This window comes from Arachidicoccus ginsenosidivorans, assembly GCF_007971385.1.
Classification (GTDB): Bacteria; Bacteroidota; Bacteroidia; order Chitinophagales; family Chitinophagaceae; genus Arachidicoccus; species Arachidicoccus ginsenosidivorans.
In genome coordinates this window covers 1,758,093-1,775,592 of sequence record NZ_CP042434.1, presented here as the reverse complement: position 1 = coordinate 1,775,592, position 17,500 = coordinate 1,758,093, and the positions used below count along the sequence as shown (strand labels likewise).

Below are 17,500 nucleotides of genomic sequence, written 5' to 3'. Positions count from 1 at the left end.
GTTGATTTAAGTATAATGGGAGCTAAAAAGACGATTAAGATGGATCTTAAACGACTTGCTAGCTCCCATTATTCATAGTTGATTATGCCAATTTATGGATAATGACAATTTAAGTGGTAAATGTCATGTGACCAAAAGTATAACAACTGGGCTGTTTTAATTTATCAAAGCGCTATATGGTATTTGATGTCTTTTGTGATAGCAGGCCATGTATCGGTTCGGAAAGGTACAGCAGGAAACAGATCTTTATTGTAAAGGTTGGCCGCACTCGCATCATCCGCCCATCCGTAGCGAACGGCCACAGGACTATTTACCTTATCTGAGTGGACCATTACATTTTGACCTGTTAGGGTTGCTTGCGCCGGGTAAAAATGCCGATCTTTTCCGGCTATTTCAAAGCCATTAAGTGTGCTGCCTTTAATGTATAATCCATGGCCGATATCTGAAAAGGACAGGATGATTTTATTTCCGTGAACCTGCATACTTTTATACATTGGCCCGGAGGCGGTGATATTAAAATGATAAGTATTTTTCAGTGCCAATGCGGTAAGCCGTTTACCAACATCCTGCTTGTTGGTTGGATGTATATTATTGGGGTCGCCAATATCTGTAGTTACCGCCATGCCGACATTGGGTACTTTTGATAACGTCTTCGTTTGTGATTCTCTTAATTCTGCCCAGGCGCTACCTTTATTGCTATTGCCATTGTTGGCATTATATGTAGAGATCTGAACGAAATAAAATGGAAAGTTCCCTTCTTTCCAATGATTTCGCCAGTCTTTTATTAGCAAGGGCATGGCTTTTCGATACTGATAACCTCTTATTGCATTGTTTTCTCCCTGGTACCATATAACCCCTTTAATTTTGAACTTTATGAGTGGATTTATCATGGCGTTATATAGCAAGGAAGGATAACTATTGGGGCCAAAAGAACCTCCTCCTAAATTAATAGCGGCTACCTGAAAGGTCCAAGGTCCCGACAAATTGATTGTGGTGTTATTAAAGTTTAAATTTAAATCTTTTGAAGAGCCATATACTCCGCCATTACCACCGCCATCGGTAACATGGATGATGATTGTGTTTTTCCCTGTATGAAGGATACCGGGCTTTATTTTATAGGAACGCATTACATTATAACCTTCTGTACTGCCGATCTTGACACCATTAATGTAAGTTTCGTCATTGTCATCGATCATACATAGGGATAATGTTGCAGTGTCCTTATTTGAAATTGCGTCAATCGTAATTTCCTTTCTAAACCAAACTTGTCCATCAAAATTTTTACCTAATTGCTGATCTTCCCAGACGCCAGGCAATTGCATTGTTGGCCATTGTTTATTATTGAATTGTGGATTTCTCCATTGTGCAATATCCGCTTTTTTGGGCAATCCTCCTTGAAGTTTCTTAACCGTGTTTAATAATTCTGATTGCTGAATAGCTCGCAGAGAATCGAGACTTAATTGTGGAAGAGATGATACTGCATTTTTATATTCCTTACTTGTGTCCAGACTCGAACGGCTTATCCATGTTTCAATATCGGTGCCGCCCCAGTTGGAATTGATTAGGCCTATAGGCACGTGCAATTTATTATACAAATCTCTTCCAAAAAAATAGCCAACTGCAGAAAATGGACTGATGGTTGCCGGGCTGCACTGCTCCCATTTGCCGCCCTTTATTTCTGCGGCTGGCGTGGTGCGAATGTCTTTTTCGACAGTGAATAGTCTAATATTAGGATGGTTTGCACTAGCGATTTCCTCTTTATAATTTTTTACATTTGTCCACCCGGATATTGGGAATTCCATATTTGACTGGCCACCGCAAATCCATATATCGCCCAGTAATATGTTTTTAAATTCGATGCTGTTTGTTTTTCCTTTGATTTTCATCTGAAATGGGCCTCCATAAGGCATCGCCTTGAACGTAACGGCCCATTTTCCCTCATTATTTGCGGTTGTTTTAATGCTATGGCCATGAAAGGATACCTGAACAGATTCTCCTTTACTAGCTGAACCCCAAATTTTTAACGGCTGGTCTCTTTGCAAAACCATATTGTCGTTAAAGATTTTGGGCATGACTATTTGTCCAAAAGTGCTTGCGGAATAGCCTAGCGCTATAAACAATAAGTATTTAAATTTTTTGTTCATGATTGTATAATTCTTAATTTATATTCGTTTTGTTAATCTGAGATTTATTAGTTTCAAAATTTGAAAGTAGGTATAGGGTTGACTAAATCACAAATTCTAGCGCTTTTGCCATACTATGAGCCAAGGTAGCCATTTTATCAATTAATTTTTGTTGAAAATCGAGTATGGAGGAATATCCTCTTTGTTGGTGCCCCATTTTTTGTTTGGTTTATCACCCATAATAAACACCAATTTTCCTCCGTTTTGTATATTATGAATAGTTAAATATGTATGTGTAAAAGGCCGGCCGTTTAATGTGGCTGATTGGATATATATGTTTTCATTTGAAACATTTTTTGCATTCACAGTAAATGTTTTGCCGCTTGGAAGGTTTATAGTAGCCTGTTGCAAAAGTGGAGAGCCGATAGCAAATATACCGTTGGCTGGATTTACGGGATAAAAGCCCATTGCACTGAATATATACCATGAGGCCATTTGGCCACAGTCTTCATTACCGGCATACCCAGAAAAGGAGTCATTGTACATTTCCTGTAAGATTTTATGGGTATAGAATTGTGTTTTCCAAGGAACGCCGGCATAATCGTATAAATAGGCAATATGGTGACTTGGCTCATTACCATGGGCATATTGGCCTATTAGGCCCGATGCATTATTATTTAATTTTACTGTACTATCTTTTAATGTGAAAAGAGAATCTAACCGTTTGATAAACATAGATTTCCCGCCAATTAAGGAGATCAGGGAAGGGATATCTTGAGGTACATACCAGAGATATTGCCAAGCGTTTCCTTCCGTGTATGGATTGCCACCATTTGCGCCATAATTTAAGGGTGAGAAGGGTTCTATCCACGCTTTTTTATCATTTTTAGCTCTGAAAAATCCACTATTAGCGTCATAAAGATTTTTGTAATATTTAGATCGATCCATAAAATGTTTATAATCCTCAGTCTTTCCTAGTCGCTGGGCTAGTTGGGCAACACACCAATCATCATAGCTCATTTCCAGTGTGATGGATACGGATTGTGATTGCAGGTTTTCTGGCATATAATGGTAGTTTTCCCATATATCGAAGGGCGCATTGATGTGACTTGTCAAAGAGGAATTTTTAACGGCTTCGTAAGCTGCCTTTGGATTGATTCCCGGAAGATGGTTCAACACAGCATTCACCACTACCGGGATGGCATGGTTGCCAATCATACAATAATTTTCCTGGCCCCAAAGTCCCCAAATGGGCAGCAATCCAAATTCCTTATAATGGTCAATCATGCTATTGACAAAGGCCGACGTTTTTTTAGGCTGTAATATTGTATATAATGGTGCAGCCGCCCGGTACATATCCCACAGCGAAAATGTTGAATAATAGCCATTTGGTTCATTTCTCGTGGTATAGTCTGCCGCCATATAATCTCCATTTACGTCAGATAATTTATTGGGTTGTGTGAAGGCGTGGTACATAGCTGTGTAGAATATGCGCTTTTGCTTTTCTGTTCCTTCAATTTGTATTTTGCCTAATTCCTTCTGCCAAAGATTATTTGCCTGTTCGGTGGTGTTATTTATATCCCAGTTGGGAATTTCTGCTTCTAAATTGGCCTTTGCATTCTCCGTGCTGACAGGAGAGAGTGCTAATTTGACTAATAAAGGATTGCTATTTTTTTCAAATTTCAAATAGGCTTTTAAATCCGTGCCATTGATTATAGACTGATTTTTGTATAAAGTAGAACCATTTTGGAGCTTTTGGCGAATGATCGGTTTGGAGAACTGCGCATAAAAATAGATTTTGCGTAGGGGTACCCAGCCAGTAATGATACGAAAACCTTCTATTGTATGTTTATCGATAATCTTAATCTGAGCGGCAATGATACGACATCCCCAGCTACCTTTGGGCATTGAATGATCCAAGTCTAAAAGTACAAATTCTGCGCTATCCTTATGATAGGTATACTTTTGAAATCCAGCATGTTGCGTTGCTGTAAGTTCTACCTTAATTTGATCTTCGAGTAGATTTACCTGATAATATCCAGGTTTAGCGTTTTCCTCTTCATGATCGAATCTGGAATAAATCGGGTATTTTCTTTGTCTGGAATAAGGCATTAAGCTAATATCAAAAAGGTCTCCGACTCCGGTGCCACTTAGGTGTGTGTGACTGAAACCATAAATTGATTTATCGTTGTAATTATAACCTGATGCGACAGACCAATCGGGCGCTTCTTTGGTATCTGGGCTTAATTGTACCATACCAAATGGAGTGGTAGCACCTGGAAAATTATTTCCTGAAAGGCTGGATCCGTTAACAGCACCTGTGCCGATGAATGGATTGACATATTGAGTGACCGTGGAAGATTGGGAAAGGAGCATTGTGCTCCAACTCAGTCCGCAAATAAATAAGATTTTTTTGGAGAGGAATTTCATGGTTGATTTCATTCAGATTTATTTAGATGTCTTTCGTTTTTTGGGAAGAAATCCCAATTATGATTTGGGTGTTAATTTGCTTTTGTATTTTTGAGTCTTATAACGTCTTTGGCGAGAACAATTCTTGTCCTCGCCAAAGACGTTATAAAGGTTATGTATTAATTTTTGTCAGGTTTCAATTTGTTGAAAATTGATAATTTCCGATTTTAGTTGTGTATTTATTTTAAAGTTTCCTTGATAAAACGGTTTTTACAATCCCGTTAATCTTTACCTTAACTTGCTGACGGGTAGGGGAATATATTCGGAAGGTGGTTATTTTCCCATTTTCCCATTTAAAATCAACGGTGAAATTGCCTCTTGCTTTTAATCCGCGGACTTCTCCTGCGGGCTTCCATTCGTCCGGGATTGCAGGTAATAAATTAATATAACCAGCATGGCTTTGAAGCAACATTTCAGCGACTGCTGCGCATCCCCCAAAGTTGGCATCGATCTGGAATGGGGGGCCGGCTGAAAACAAATTGGGATAAATTCCACCGCCGGCGCCATAATTGATTTCTGTAGATGTAGTTGGACGCATGAGGTTAATAAATAGTTTATATGCTCTATTACCGTCATATAAACGAGACCACATTAGCATTTTATAAGCGATGGACCATCCTGGCCCGTCGTCACCGCGAACCTCTAGTGTCTTCCTGGCAGCTTCTGCCAGATCAGGCGTACTATCTGGTGTGATTTGGTTTGCCGGATAAAGACCATACAGATGAGAAATGTGGCGGTGGTGTAGGTCGGATTCTTTGTAATCTTCCAACCATTCCATAATCCTTCCGTCTGGTGAGATTCTTCCTGCAGGAGGTAATTGTGTGAGTTGTTGTTCTAGTGTATCTCTGAAGGATTTATCGATATTAAAAATCTTTGTCGCTGTTATTACATTGTCATAAAGTTCTCTTATGATTTGGTTATCAATTGTGGGTCCCATGCAGATGCTGACGTTGTGGCCATCTGGCATGACGAAACTATTTTCCGGTGATGACGACGGAGATGTTACCAGCCATTTTGTTTTGGGATCACGAACCAACATACTTTTATAAAATAATGCTGACCCTTTTAAAATTGGATATATCTTTCTTAAATAACTCGTGTCATTGGTGAAGGCATAATGTTGCCAAAGATTATCGCAAAGCCAACCCGAACCGCATTTTGTTACACCCCATGAGGCACTCTCCCCGGGTTCAGTGAATTGCCATAAATTAGTAATAACATGTGCTACCCAACCCTCTGCATTATAATAGGCCTTTGCTGTTTTTTCGCCATTGGGGACCAATGCTTTTACCAGAGCTGTCAAAGGAAGGTCCAATTCGGATAGATTAGATACATCTGTTCCCCAGTGGTTCATTTGTACATTGACATCCAGATGATAATCACCATTCCATGGCGTGTGGATCTGATTGGCCCAGAGGCCTTGTAAGTTGGGAGGCAATAATCCTACTCTTGTACTGCTGATCGATAAATATCTGCCGAATTGATAAAATAAAACAGCCATTCCATTATCTGCTTTTGGATCTTTCTGAAATTCTATTAGTCGTTGATCTGTAGGAATATTATTCTTGTTGTTTGGGCCAAGATTCACATAAACTCTTTTATATAACTTTTGAAAAGTTTCGATGTGTTGCCTTTTTTCTTTTTTGTATGGAGTGCTGATAGCTTTAGCCATTAATTCATCGACGTCTTTTCGAAAAGTTGGATTTTTGTAATTTGTCTTTTCTGAAATGTAAATGATTAATTCATTAGCGTTTTTGACAATTAAGCGATTGCCTTTTGTGTATTGAGTTCCTCCCTTAGCTACAGCTTTTACTTTGGCCAGATATTGCATGCCTTTTCCATCAGTGCCATTATCTAATTGCCCTTCCATTTGTAATATATTATTCTTGGTAGAAACTTTGGCTCTTTCTGAACGGCTTATTTCAATACTACAATTGATCTGACGTAATTTATTTGTTGTAATTCTAATAATGTCCACATCGGTTCCAAAAGAGGTAAAATATTCTTTTTTATATTTAACGCCATCTACTTCATATGTATTGGTCGCAATGGCACTGTCTAGGGAAAGGCTTCGCTTATAGTTTTTGTAATTGACTTTGGTGGTTTTTGAACCCGGATAAGTAAAATCAATATCGATATTGCCTAGTGTTTGAAAACAACCCCATTGTGGACCACCTGAACCAGGTCCAAGGCATACAAAATGTTGATCTACCAGTTTTTGTGCTTCTTCATTTTTACCTTCAAATAGTAGTTCACGTATTTTGGGCAAATATTTATGTGCATCATAATTATTGGCATCCTGAGGTGATCCAGACCATAGACTGATGTCATTTAAAACGACGTGCTCCTTTTCCACTCCGCCATCGGGTGTCATACCCAAACGGCCATTGCCTAATGGAAGGGTGCCTTCCCATGTCATTGCTGGATGGTTATACCAGAGTTGCAATGGATTTTGAGCATAAGAATTGTAAGAAACAAAAAACAGGAAAATCAGTATTATTTTTTTTTGATAAATTCCATTAATATTTTTTTAATTGATAAATAGGGCTCAAAATTAGCAGTCTATTTTTTCAGTTGCAGATTTTTAATTTTGGTTATACCAAAAAGTTATCTGGCTAAGATTTACGCCTGAGCCCCCTCCAGCTGTTTTTGATACGCGGATCATAATATAGCGGACAGGTGGTGGGTTTTCAATAAGATTCGCAGTAATAGGGGCACTGCCATCATCACTTCTATTTACTTCGCCTAGTAAGGTCCATCCTTTTGACAATATATCATTTTTCCAATTACCATCATTCCCAGGTAATTGTGAAACGGCATTGCTCGTATCTGCAATCCCCCAAATTTCAAAATCAATCGGATTGTCACAACAATTTCTTCCAATTTCCTGTATTCTGGCAATATTGTCGTAGGTGGCACCAAGGTCGATACTAAAATGATTGGAAAGAGGTTCCTCTCCATCAGAGCAAAAGGCATCTGGATAACCTTTTATATTGGTTGATCCGTCCCAAATTGATGCAAAAGAGGTGCCGTAATAATAGTCATGAATGTCATGTGGCAAATTTAGCGCTGAAAATAACTTTTTATCACATTCGACATATTTATAAATCGTGGGGATTGTGTCTGGCCTAAGCGTTATAAAAGTGTCTATTGCACTGCGACTAGGAATGAACGACGATTGATAGGTTACATTGGTTCCAAATTTATAATCAGAGAGTAAGAAGTTATTGCTATTGGGTGCGAGACTTTGTTTTATTGTTGCACCAGAAGTATTCGTGTAAGTTATAAGTGTATTTATATTTAGTGTGTCAGGTGTTAAAAAATTGAGTAAAACAGATTTTTGGTCAGGTTGTACGATATAGGGAGTGTCCAGATTAATTGGCCTGTTTTGTAAACTTGCTTGATAAATTTTCCCGTAAACCCTGGCATTATCCACTTCGGTCACGATGGACTTGTTATTGGCATTATCGTATGAATTGATAAAGAAGGTGTAATTATATTCTTCTAAATTATTTATCAGGCATCTTATTGTATCTGTTGGATTGTGTGAGGTCGCTGGTACGGTCATAGAATCAGCGTAGTTGTTCCAGTATACTACATACTTTGTAACACTTGGATCGGGATTTGGATGCCATGTGAGCATTACGCGGTTGTTGCCTGATAATACTGCAGGATTTGAAATTACACCAGGATAAACTAATTCTTCTCCATTTAAGAATGACTCATAATCCGTTGGAGATCTTGAACAACCGAGTGTAATTATCAAAATTAAAAGCACACTATAATATATATTATTATTTTTCATTATCCTTTTTTATTTGATCAAATGGAATTCTTATTTGTTTTGTATTATAAGTTGGGATTGCCATAAATGGACATCTCATTCATATTATAATAATTGTTCGTACCGCCCATTGTATTAAAACACTCGAACCTTATATATCTTACTTTAGGAAGGTCGATCGAAAACGGGAATTCAAGTCCTGCTTTCCAAAGATCAATATCTGCATTTGTTAAAGGGTTGTGGGCTGGCCGAGGAGGTGCATGGAATATGCCGAGGTTAATCCAGCCCCTGGAGTCATTTCTCCTACGGGCGGTAATTCTGTAGTATCCGCGGGCATTAATTCATCTTGTGGCGTGTCTGCCCGTCCCCACATTACCCATGTTTCTGGGGCTCCCGAAGTCCATACGAATTCATTGTTGTCACCAATTCTGTCCCAGACGACGTATCTACTAAGTTTTGCTGTTTGTCCCATGTCAAAAGTCGCCCATGCGGGCCATATAAATGGTTTTGCGTCTGTTGCTAATATGGGTTGCTGGGTATTGTATGTGAATTCCCCAAAATTGTTGTCCCAAAGATTGGAAAGATTAAATAATCCATTTTGATAATTAGGCACATCTGTGGGTAATACATAGGCGGAGAAAAAAGTTTTGTTCATTATGGTTTCAAAAATGGGGTGGATAGTGACAGATAATGTATCTGATCTATTGCCCCATTTGTCTGTGACATATACCCCGAATTTTTTAGGGAGTGTATCATAGCCTCTTAAACTATAATCTATTGTTTCTGTATTTGTGTATTTTTGATCTATGATTTCATTTCTGTTTGTTATGGCACTGGGCAGGAGTGTTACAATTCCAATATTGGATTCTGTATTATTAGTTGCTTTAATGTTTACACCTCCAAAATCTGGTTTTAATGCAATTGTTTTGTAAGTTAATAAATAAGGAGGCGTATCAGGATGAACCTTTATTACTACTGAATCTGAAGGAACATTTGCACGAGAAACAGTTCTTAGTACAACATCGTAGTCTTTGCTCTGCGAAAACCCTTCCACTTTGATACTATCCGAATAATATGACGATTTTGACTGTTGGGTAGTGCTATCATTAATTTTATAAGTTGCCTGGACATATAGTATATTTTTGCTTTCTGGAAGACTATATGTTATATATGCCCCACCATTAAAGTTTGCCACTTTTATATTTGAGACGGTTCCCGGCTTAGTGAGGTCTTTCGAGACTATACTATTATAACCGTCCGACTTTTTGCATGAAAAGCTGATTGCAAGTGCCATCACGCAAATGGTGGATGCGATTTTATTATTTAAAGAAGTTAATGCCATGATATTTAATTTAAATAGTCCTATTAATTGTTTTGGGAATATCCCTGCCAATAGGGAGTTTGAACCAGATTTGGGTTAGTCAGCAAATCATATTTTTGAATTGGGAAAAAGTAATCTGCTATCCCAAATTGTGGTTGATAGTAATTTTGTATATTATAATAAGAGGCAGTTGTCCTTTGTTGTGAACGGGTATTCCACCCCTGGAATGGACTGGTTAGTACTGTTTGTAATTCCTTCCATCTTCTCAAATCCCAGCCAGCCTGTCCTTCAAATGCTAATTCTATTCTTCTTTCTTGATGAATGATTTGTCGTAATCCGTCCTTTGTCAATGGTTTATTTGGATTATTTGAGTATTTGGACCATGCTTCAACTACACCTGGTAATCCTGCTCTTTCTCTAACCTTATCTATCCATTTATAAACATCAGGGCCAGGACCGTTGACCTCATTTAGGCATTCCGCATATAAAAGCCAAAGTCCAGTAAGACGCATAAAAGGCCAATAGTAATTCTGGGATTGGAAAGTTGAATTGGCACCACCTGTCGCTGTAGTTTGATAAGGGGTGAGTTTTTTCGGCCAATAACCTGTTGGATTATAACTTAATGGGTCTAAAGGAGCAGCTGGGCCATTTACTGCATTAATATAATTTGGATTATTGTCATCTGTATTACCAAACCCAAACCAAACGCCTCCATCAAATGAAATGTCTGCATAGTATCTTGGCTCCCTATTTAAATTACCTTTATTGGTATTATACCCCTTTTTGACATAATACATATTTGCATCATCACCCTGGACAACTTTATGTCTGCCAGCATAATCGAAAGTTCGGTCTTCATTAATCGGAACACCATGATTTGAATAAAATAATTCTGTTTCAGCCATCGGGACACCAAAGGATGAAAAGAAATTATACACGGTTATTGCATTGTCATTGACTCTAGGACAGGCGTATATCTGATACCCAAATGTATTGTTTATTGTCCAAATTTGCTCTGTATTCCAACTGTCATTGAATGCGCCCTGTAATGTTAATATCTCTTTGGTCTGATCGGACATATGTGTAATGCCAGATTTAGGTACGAACGTATATAATTGTGCTCCATAACGTTGGGTTGCGATTATAGCTGAATCACAGGCGTCGGCTGCAGCTTTCCATTTAGTATTATCTTTTGTTTGAGAGAATAAGGGAGTTCCGTCAATATTTTTAAAGCTAGCATAATCTGGATTGCCATTATATAAAGGGCTCGCTTCCGTAGCAAGTACTTCAGCTTTGACAGCTAAGGCAATGACTTGTGTTATTCTTCCAGCTTCTGAAATGCCGTTTTGAATAGAAGGCGGCAAATCCGGGATGGCCTCATCTAACAAATTGACAACGTACTGAAAGCAAGAGTCAACAGGTTGTTGTTTTTGTCTGACTTCCTCAGAAGTAGAATTTATAGGCAAGGCTTTATCTGCGATGGGGATTGCTCCATACATGCGTATTAGCCAATAATGATAATAGGCCTTTAAAAACTTTGCTTCCGCGACCCAACGTTTTTTGTCATCTTTAGTTAGATCGAGTGGTTGATCAACGTTGTCAAGGAATGTATTACATTTTCTGATGCCTTCCCATAATCTTTGACCATAATTATAACCATCCCAATAATTATAAATTGGATTTTGTTCATTTTGTGTACCCTGCATTAATGTGAAGCCTTGTGCAGATCCTTGTAAAGCTGTTCCACTGGGTAGGTTGATTGGATAGATGACTTCTCCAGAAGTTGTAAAGCCTGGATTACCTAACACATCGCCCATTGCTTGCAAATAATGATAACAACCAAAGAGATAAGCCTGTGTTTCATTGGCATTACTAAATGAACTATTCAATGTTGCCACATTATCGGGAGTAACGTCCAAGTATTTCTTGCATGAACCTATCATTGTGAATGAGAGGGAGATGAATATCATTTTTATATATAATTTCATATCAATGTTTTTTTTAGTCTTAGAAATTCATATTGATGCCTAGATTAATAACTTTTTGTACAGGATAAGAAAATCCGTTTCCTGATAATTCAGGATCCCACATTTTAAAGCTACTTAATGTCAACAGGTTCAATCCGCTAAAATAGATGCGCAGATTTTTTATCGCTGCGTGCTTCGTCCATTTTGTGGGAAGCGTATAGCCGACTTCAGCTGATTTTAGTCTTAAAAAACTTCCGTCTCTAAGCCACCAGGTACTATTTTGGTTATTATTTGGAATTTCTACTGGAGACAGACGAGGCCATAAAGCGTAAAGGTTCTGGTTTTCTTCGGTCCAATGGTTGTTTGCATATTCCTGTAATAATTGAGAATTGTTTATAAAGGGAGCCGTGGCATTTTGATCAATAAAGAAGGACTCTCTGGCTAATCCTTGAAAAAACAAGCTTAAATCAAAGCTTTTATATCCTACTGAAAAACCAAATCCGTATATGATTTGTGGAACCGTGGGTAATCCTATCGGCACCTGATCATCAGCGTCAATGACGCCGTCGCCATTGACATCTCTATATTTTATATCACCACCCATAACCGGAATGGTTCCTCCAAAGGATTGGTCAGGTGAATTTTGCGCCTCTTTGTCATCCACAAACAGCCTTTCGGCAATATAACCACGTGGTTGATTTAAGGGTAGTCCATAGCCAAACTGATAAGCGTATCTATAATCAGGCTCTTCGTCGTATATTAATTTGTTGGAGGTGATCGTTAAATTCCCCATGGCCTGAGCCCAGAAGTCTTTTGTAAAATTCTGTTTGTAGTCCAAATTCAAGTCCAGCCCTTGAGATGATACCTTGCCAATATTGGCTAGTAAATTGGCGGCTGCCGATGTTTCGAATCCGGCGGTTACTGGAATATAGCCCCTGCTGTTTAGAATATCGTACCTATATTCATGGTAAATTTCAGCTGTTATATTTAATCGCTTAAGTAAAGTCATTTCAAGAGCCAAATTTGATTTTCTTGATTTTTCCCATGTAATATCAGGATTGGGATAAGCTGTAATAGTTGTTCCATTTAGGGAAAAACCATTTGAGGTTCCAAAGGAGGCACCAGGTCCGCCATCAGGAGAAACGTTTGAAAGATAAAAGAACCTTTGGCTACCGATATTGTCATTACCAACCATTCCATAGCTACCCCTGATTTTTAGTCTGGTGATAATATCAGCAATTCCTCCCTGCCAAAATTTTTCATTTGAAATAACCCATCCGGCTCCAATGGTAGGGAAGAAGCCGAAGCGATGTTCTTCAGCGAATCTTTCGGAGCCATTATAACCAAAATTAAATTCGACAAAATAGCGGTTATCATAGGAATATGATGCTCTACCGGAAATGCCTAAATTTCTATATGGAAGGGACCCTAATAAGTCACCTGCGTCGCCATATTGAGTTTGTTCTCTTGTTCCTATGAGGGTGGCGCCAATATTGTGTTTGTCAAATGTTCGACTGTAATCCAATGTTCCTTGTAAGTATATATAGGAGGTAACTGTTTTAGGCCCCGCAGAATAATCTAGAAACTCTCTAGCTTGGCCTGGTTCACTATTTATCCAATTAAGTACATACTCATTCGTATGTGGATTAAAACTGCTTATATCATAATAAAATGGAGCATATTGCCTTGTAATATCAAAATAGGAATATCTGTTTGTACTGAATATACCTTTGAAACTCAGTCCTTTTGTGATAAAATCTAATTTTTGATTCAACTCAAATTGAGCAGAAAGCCTGGATTCTGAAGAATTTTTGTATCCACGCATTAAATCAGCATAAGGATTATCTAATAAATTTCCATTTACGCTTGTGTTATTACCAAATAGAATATGCTTTGTTAATAGATTTGCGCTGTCTGGCAGGTAATAAGCTGGAAATGCTACTGGGCTGGTATGTAATGCTTTAGAGTAAAGGTCCGTTGCAAATCCATCCGAATTACTGGTAATTGGTCCCGTATAATCATTAAAGTTGCCCCATAGTCTAACTTCTACATTGGTTGTAGTGGTCACGGCAAAATTTACATTGGCTCTAAGTTGGTAATTCTCAAACTTTATCCCAGAATTGAAGTTATTAATCGGGTTAACTTCTAAGATACCATTATCTCGGGAATAGGAACCTGCAATGTAATATTTGGCAAATTGGCTACCCCCATTTGCACTGAAGTTTGCGCGATCAGTTGTTGTCTGGCTTTTGAATAACGTTTTCATCCAATCTACAGCTGGATAGATATATGGGCTGCTGCCAGGTGCATGGCTTAGTGTGCCTTTTGTATTTAATATTTGATTAGGCGTAAAGGCAGGTGTTTGTAAAGGGAATCTGGTGGTTACTGCTTCATTGTACTCATTCATATAAGTAATTGGGTCTGAGAGTTTAAGATTTTTTGTTGGTTTTGAAATAGAACTCTCTACACGTAAATTAATACTTGCTTTCCCTATTTTTCCCTCTTTGGTAGTAATTAAAATAACACCATTTGCCCCTCTAGCCCCATAGAGTGCAGCTGCGCTTGCGTCTTTCAAGATCGAAAAGCTGGCTATATCATCAACTTGTAACCGGGCCAAATCATTTGCACTCAACTCAATATTGTCAACCAATATCAAAGGATTTGCACTATAGCCATTTGTTGTAACACCGCGGACAAAGAAGTTGGAATTATCAAACCCCGGTTGTCCACTTCGTTGATAAGCGATGACACCTGCTACTTTACCTGCTAATGCATTGGTAAGGTTGCTGGCTGGAATCTTGAGTTCAGCTGGGTTAATGGTTGTAACAGAGCCTACTACTGCTTCTCTTCTTTCCTTTCTACCAAAGGCCGTTACGACGACATCTGAAATATTGGAGGCTACTGCCTTTAAAACAATATTCAGCACATGCATGGTGTCGGATGCAATTGTTTGTTGATCTGTGTAGCCAACATAAGAAAATGTAATTGGAGAGCCAGGGGTGACATCTAATACATATTTTCCATGAGTATCCGTAAATGTCCCACTATTCTTTTTTGCTTTGTTTATTACGCTCACTCCTTGTAACTCCCTTCCAGTAGAATCTGTTACGACTCCTGTAATTGTTATTATTTTTTGTTTGCTGGTATTTTGTGCGGAACTCTGAATTGTTAGTAGCAACATGAAAATAAACAGGGAAGACATAATTAGTCTACCTTTTTTAATAGTAAATACGTGAAGGCAATTATTTTGCTTTGTCAGAACAAGCAAGTTGTTTTGGTATCCAAAATATTTCTTGAATAATTTCAGCATTTTCAGTTTGTTTTAATAATTATACAATTTGCTCTTTTTTGATTAATTTGTTTTGTATTATAAAAATGGTGTTTTATTTGAGGTGGATCATTGAGACTTCTGTCTCAAACGCTAATTTTTAATCCTTAGCAAAAGATTTTCTGTGTATTCAATATCTCGCATTTAATATGGTTAGTTTTCTCTATAAAAAGGATTCTCATTATTCTTAATAATTGCCATTTTAGTTTTTTCTTTCGGCCGGTGATTGTATAAACTTGGTATTCAATTGATTTTACATAAAGAACTATTTCCAACTTTTTATTCTCATATTACATTTTACGCAAATTCTCAATTACCTTTAGTTGAGTGATTAAAAATGGATACATATTTTTATTAAGGTTTCTTTTACAGATCGAAGGTATCCTACAGACATTGTATTAAAAATGGCTAATTCGATTATTTTAATGGATTATTCTGTGTTTATTTTTTTTGTTCTGAAGATCGTAGCCATTCTTGTTAAATTTATGTTTTGCCTGATGAGGTGATTTTTTTCGTTTTCACTTAAGAATCTTGCTTTTAATTGTATATATTTTTTGCTTTTGTATTAAGTTATTAATATTTGTTATTATTTTGGCCTTTAATGGGAGATGCTCTAAGTGAGTTCAGAAATTGAAACACTTAATAAAAAATGTCATTTTTCAGGAGAATTGAACAGCAAAATATTAGTAGTTTGAAAAAATATGATTGTTGTAATTGCATTGAAAAATTAATGCAGGATGCATATTATAAATTTAATCCATGGCTACAATTTTTGCTGAATGAGAAATTGTGTATACTGACTTACTTTTTATTTTATTTTTATTTTAAGAATGATTTATTTTACTAAACTCATTGATAAATAATATGGATTGGCTTTCTTTTTCTGTTTTCCTGATCTTTTTATCTTTTACTGCATTATTGGCATGGCATAAGATAAAAAGGCATAAAATTAAAACTGTTAATTCGCTGTTTTTGGCTAACCGTAGCCTTAATTTTATGTTGATTGGAGGGGCGCTTTTGTTTTCCAACATCAATACAGCCACCATAATAGGGGAGAATGAGTTGGTATATACGAATAACATGTCTGTAATGGCATGGGGGCTGACCTCTGTTTTAGCCATGCTTGTTGTGTCAGAATTCTTTATGCCTATTTATTTAAAGACTGGTATAACAACTACACCTGATTATTTGGAGGCTAGATATGATAAAAGTACCAAAAGAGTTGTAACAACTATATTTCTAATAAGTTATGTAGTTAATCTTCTGCCGTCTGTATTGTATACCGGAGCGGTAGCTTTTAATGGTTTATTTAAGTTGTCTGAGGTATGGCATATGGATTATTGGGCTTCTCTGTGGATTATTATTTGGTTTATGGGGCTAGTTGGTTGTCTATATGCTGTTTTAGGTGGTATAAGGGCCATTGCTGTTTCAGATACCTTATTAGGAATCGGCATTTTCGTAGGTGGCATTGCCTTGCCCTATTTTGCGCTTAAATATTTGGGCAATGGCGATTGGCATCAGGGTATTGAATCAATATTAGCAAGTAAGACAAATCATTTAAATAGTATTGGTAGCCAAAGTGATTCCGTCCCTTTTGCTACATTATTTACTGGAATGCTTTTAATGAACCTGTACTATTGGGGCACTGAGCAATATATTGTTCAACAGGTACTTGCATCAAAGGATCTGGCCACTTGTCAAAAGGGAATTGTAGTTGCTTGTTTTGGTAAAATTTTATCTATTTTGATGTTGAATATACCTGGATTAATTGCTGTCCATCTCTTGTTTAGGTTGGATAATACGGCCTCTGTGTTCCCTGCTCTTGTCCGGCTGACTTCCCCGCCATATTTGATAGGATATCTGGCAGCCATTGTTTTTGGCGCCAGTTTGACCACTTTTAATGCGGGCTTAAATAGCGCTTCGACTTTATTTACCTTAAACATATATAAACCCTGGCTAGAAAAAAAGGGGGATCAGATAACAGAAGGACAATTGCTAAAAATGGCCAAACGATTTGAATTATTGGTTTGTTTTTGTGCGGTAAGCATTGCTCCTTTTATCTTTTTTGCCAAGAATGGTTTTTATAATTATGTTCAAACCGTTAATGGCTTTTTCAGTTTACCCATATTTACAATTATTGTAGTGGGTTTCCTTACCAAAAAAGTGCCACCAATAGCAGCAAAATTCGGGTTGTTGTTTTTTACGGTGAGTTATGGTGTATTAGAAACCATATTACCTGTCAAAATCCATTTTTTACACCTTTTGGCGATTTTGTTTGGGATAACATGCATTATTATGTTAATTATTGGTAAGATCTATCCATTGCAAGTTCCTTATAAACAGCAACTTAATAATTTTGTTTCTATTCAGCCCTGGAAAGGACGCCATGTTTTTTCGATTATACTCATTTTGCTTATGTTGGCCATCTTTGTATTGTTTTCACCGTTGGGGATTGCCTCCCAATAGTAGGGACATTAAATCCGATTGTTTCTACGTTCAGGCATTGGT

General features: G+C 37.5%; 9 protein-coding genes. 1 reads left to right on the top strand and 8 read right to left on the bottom strand.

From position 1 onward, the window contains the following. Positions 1–164 precede the first annotated feature (164 nt). From FSB73_RS07300 to FSB73_RS07265, 8 genes are all read right to left on the bottom strand, one after another. Positions 165–2,144: a sialate O-acetylesterase gene (locus FSB73_RS07300; RefSeq protein ID WP_146780883.1), complete on the bottom strand. Its 1,980-nt coding sequence runs from the start codon at positions 2,142–2,144 to the stop codon at positions 165–167. A 141-nt stretch (positions 2,145–2,285) separates the two neighbouring features. Next, positions 2,286–4,565, bottom strand: a complete 2,280-nt coding sequence (locus FSB73_RS07295) for a GH92 family glycosyl hydrolase (protein WP_225974576.1) — start codon at positions 4,563–4,565, stop codon at positions 2,286–2,288. A gap of 211 nt (positions 4,566–4,776) precedes the next feature. Continuing rightward, positions 4,777–7,077, bottom strand: coding sequence for a glycoside hydrolase family 95 protein (locus tag FSB73_RS07290; RefSeq protein WP_394344843.1), 2,301 nt, complete (start codon positions 7,075–7,077; stop codon positions 4,777–4,779). A gap of 99 nt (positions 7,078–7,176) precedes the next feature. Then, positions 7,177–8,397: a DUF4998 domain-containing protein gene (locus FSB73_RS07285; protein ID WP_146780881.1), complete on the bottom strand. Its 1,221-nt coding sequence runs from the start codon at positions 8,395–8,397 to the stop codon at positions 7,177–7,179. A 44-nt stretch (positions 8,398–8,441) separates the two neighbouring features. Further along, entirely contained in the window at positions 8,442–8,645 is a 204-nt protein-coding gene (locus tag FSB73_RS27510; protein WP_394344842.1) for a DUF5000 domain-containing lipoprotein, read from the bottom strand. Further along, positions 8,606–9,769: a DUF4959 domain-containing protein gene (locus tag FSB73_RS07275; RefSeq protein ID WP_146780880.1), complete on the bottom strand. Its 1,164-nt coding sequence runs from the start codon at positions 9,767–9,769 to the stop codon at positions 8,606–8,608. Before FSB73_RS07275 ends, FSB73_RS27510 begins: the two co-directional genes overlap by 40 nt. Beyond that, positions 9,742–11,685, bottom strand: a complete 1,944-nt coding sequence (locus FSB73_RS07270) for a RagB/SusD family nutrient uptake outer membrane protein (RefSeq protein WP_146780879.1) — start codon at positions 11,683–11,685, stop codon at positions 9,742–9,744. The genes FSB73_RS07275 and FSB73_RS07270 overlap by 28 nt, the downstream gene beginning before the upstream one ends. A 19-nt stretch (positions 11,686–11,704) precedes the next feature. Continuing rightward, positions 11,705–14,866 (bottom strand): SusC/RagA family TonB-linked outer membrane protein, encoded by a 3,162-nt coding sequence (locus FSB73_RS07265; protein WP_146780878.1) that lies wholly within the window; start codon positions 14,864–14,866, stop codon positions 11,705–11,707. A 990-nt stretch (positions 14,867–15,856) separates the two neighbouring features. Between FSB73_RS07265 and FSB73_RS07260 the strand changes: the two genes are divergently transcribed. Next, on the top strand, positions 15,857–17,458 hold the full coding sequence (locus FSB73_RS07260) for a solute:sodium symporter family transporter (protein WP_146780877.1): 1,602 nt from the start codon (positions 15,857–15,859) through the stop codon (positions 17,456–17,458). Positions 17,459–17,500 lie beyond the last annotated feature (42 nt).

Bases quoted from the DNA above. Each gene is read 5' to 3' on its own strand.
- FSB73_RS07265 (WP_146780878.1), bottom strand. From the start codon at position 14,866: ATGTCTTCCCTGTTTATTTTCATGTTGCTACTAACAATTCAGAGTTCC.
- FSB73_RS07295 (WP_225974576.1), bottom strand. From the start codon at position 4,565: ATGAAATCAACCATGAAATTCCTCTCCAAAAAAATCTTATTTATTTGC.
- FSB73_RS07270 (WP_146780879.1), bottom strand. From the start codon at position 11,685: ATGAAATTATATATAAAAATGATATTCATCTCCCTCTCATTCACAATG.
- FSB73_RS07260 (WP_146780877.1), top strand. From the start codon at position 15,857: ATGGATTGGCTTTCTTTTTCTGTTTTCCTGATCTTTTTATCTTTTACT.
- FSB73_RS07300 (WP_146780883.1), bottom strand. From the start codon at position 2,144: ATGAACAAAAAATTTAAATACTTATTGTTTATAGCGCTAGGCTATTCC.
- FSB73_RS07285 (WP_146780881.1), bottom strand. From the start codon at position 8,397: ATGAAAAATAATAATATATATTATAGTGTGCTTTTAATTTTGATAATT.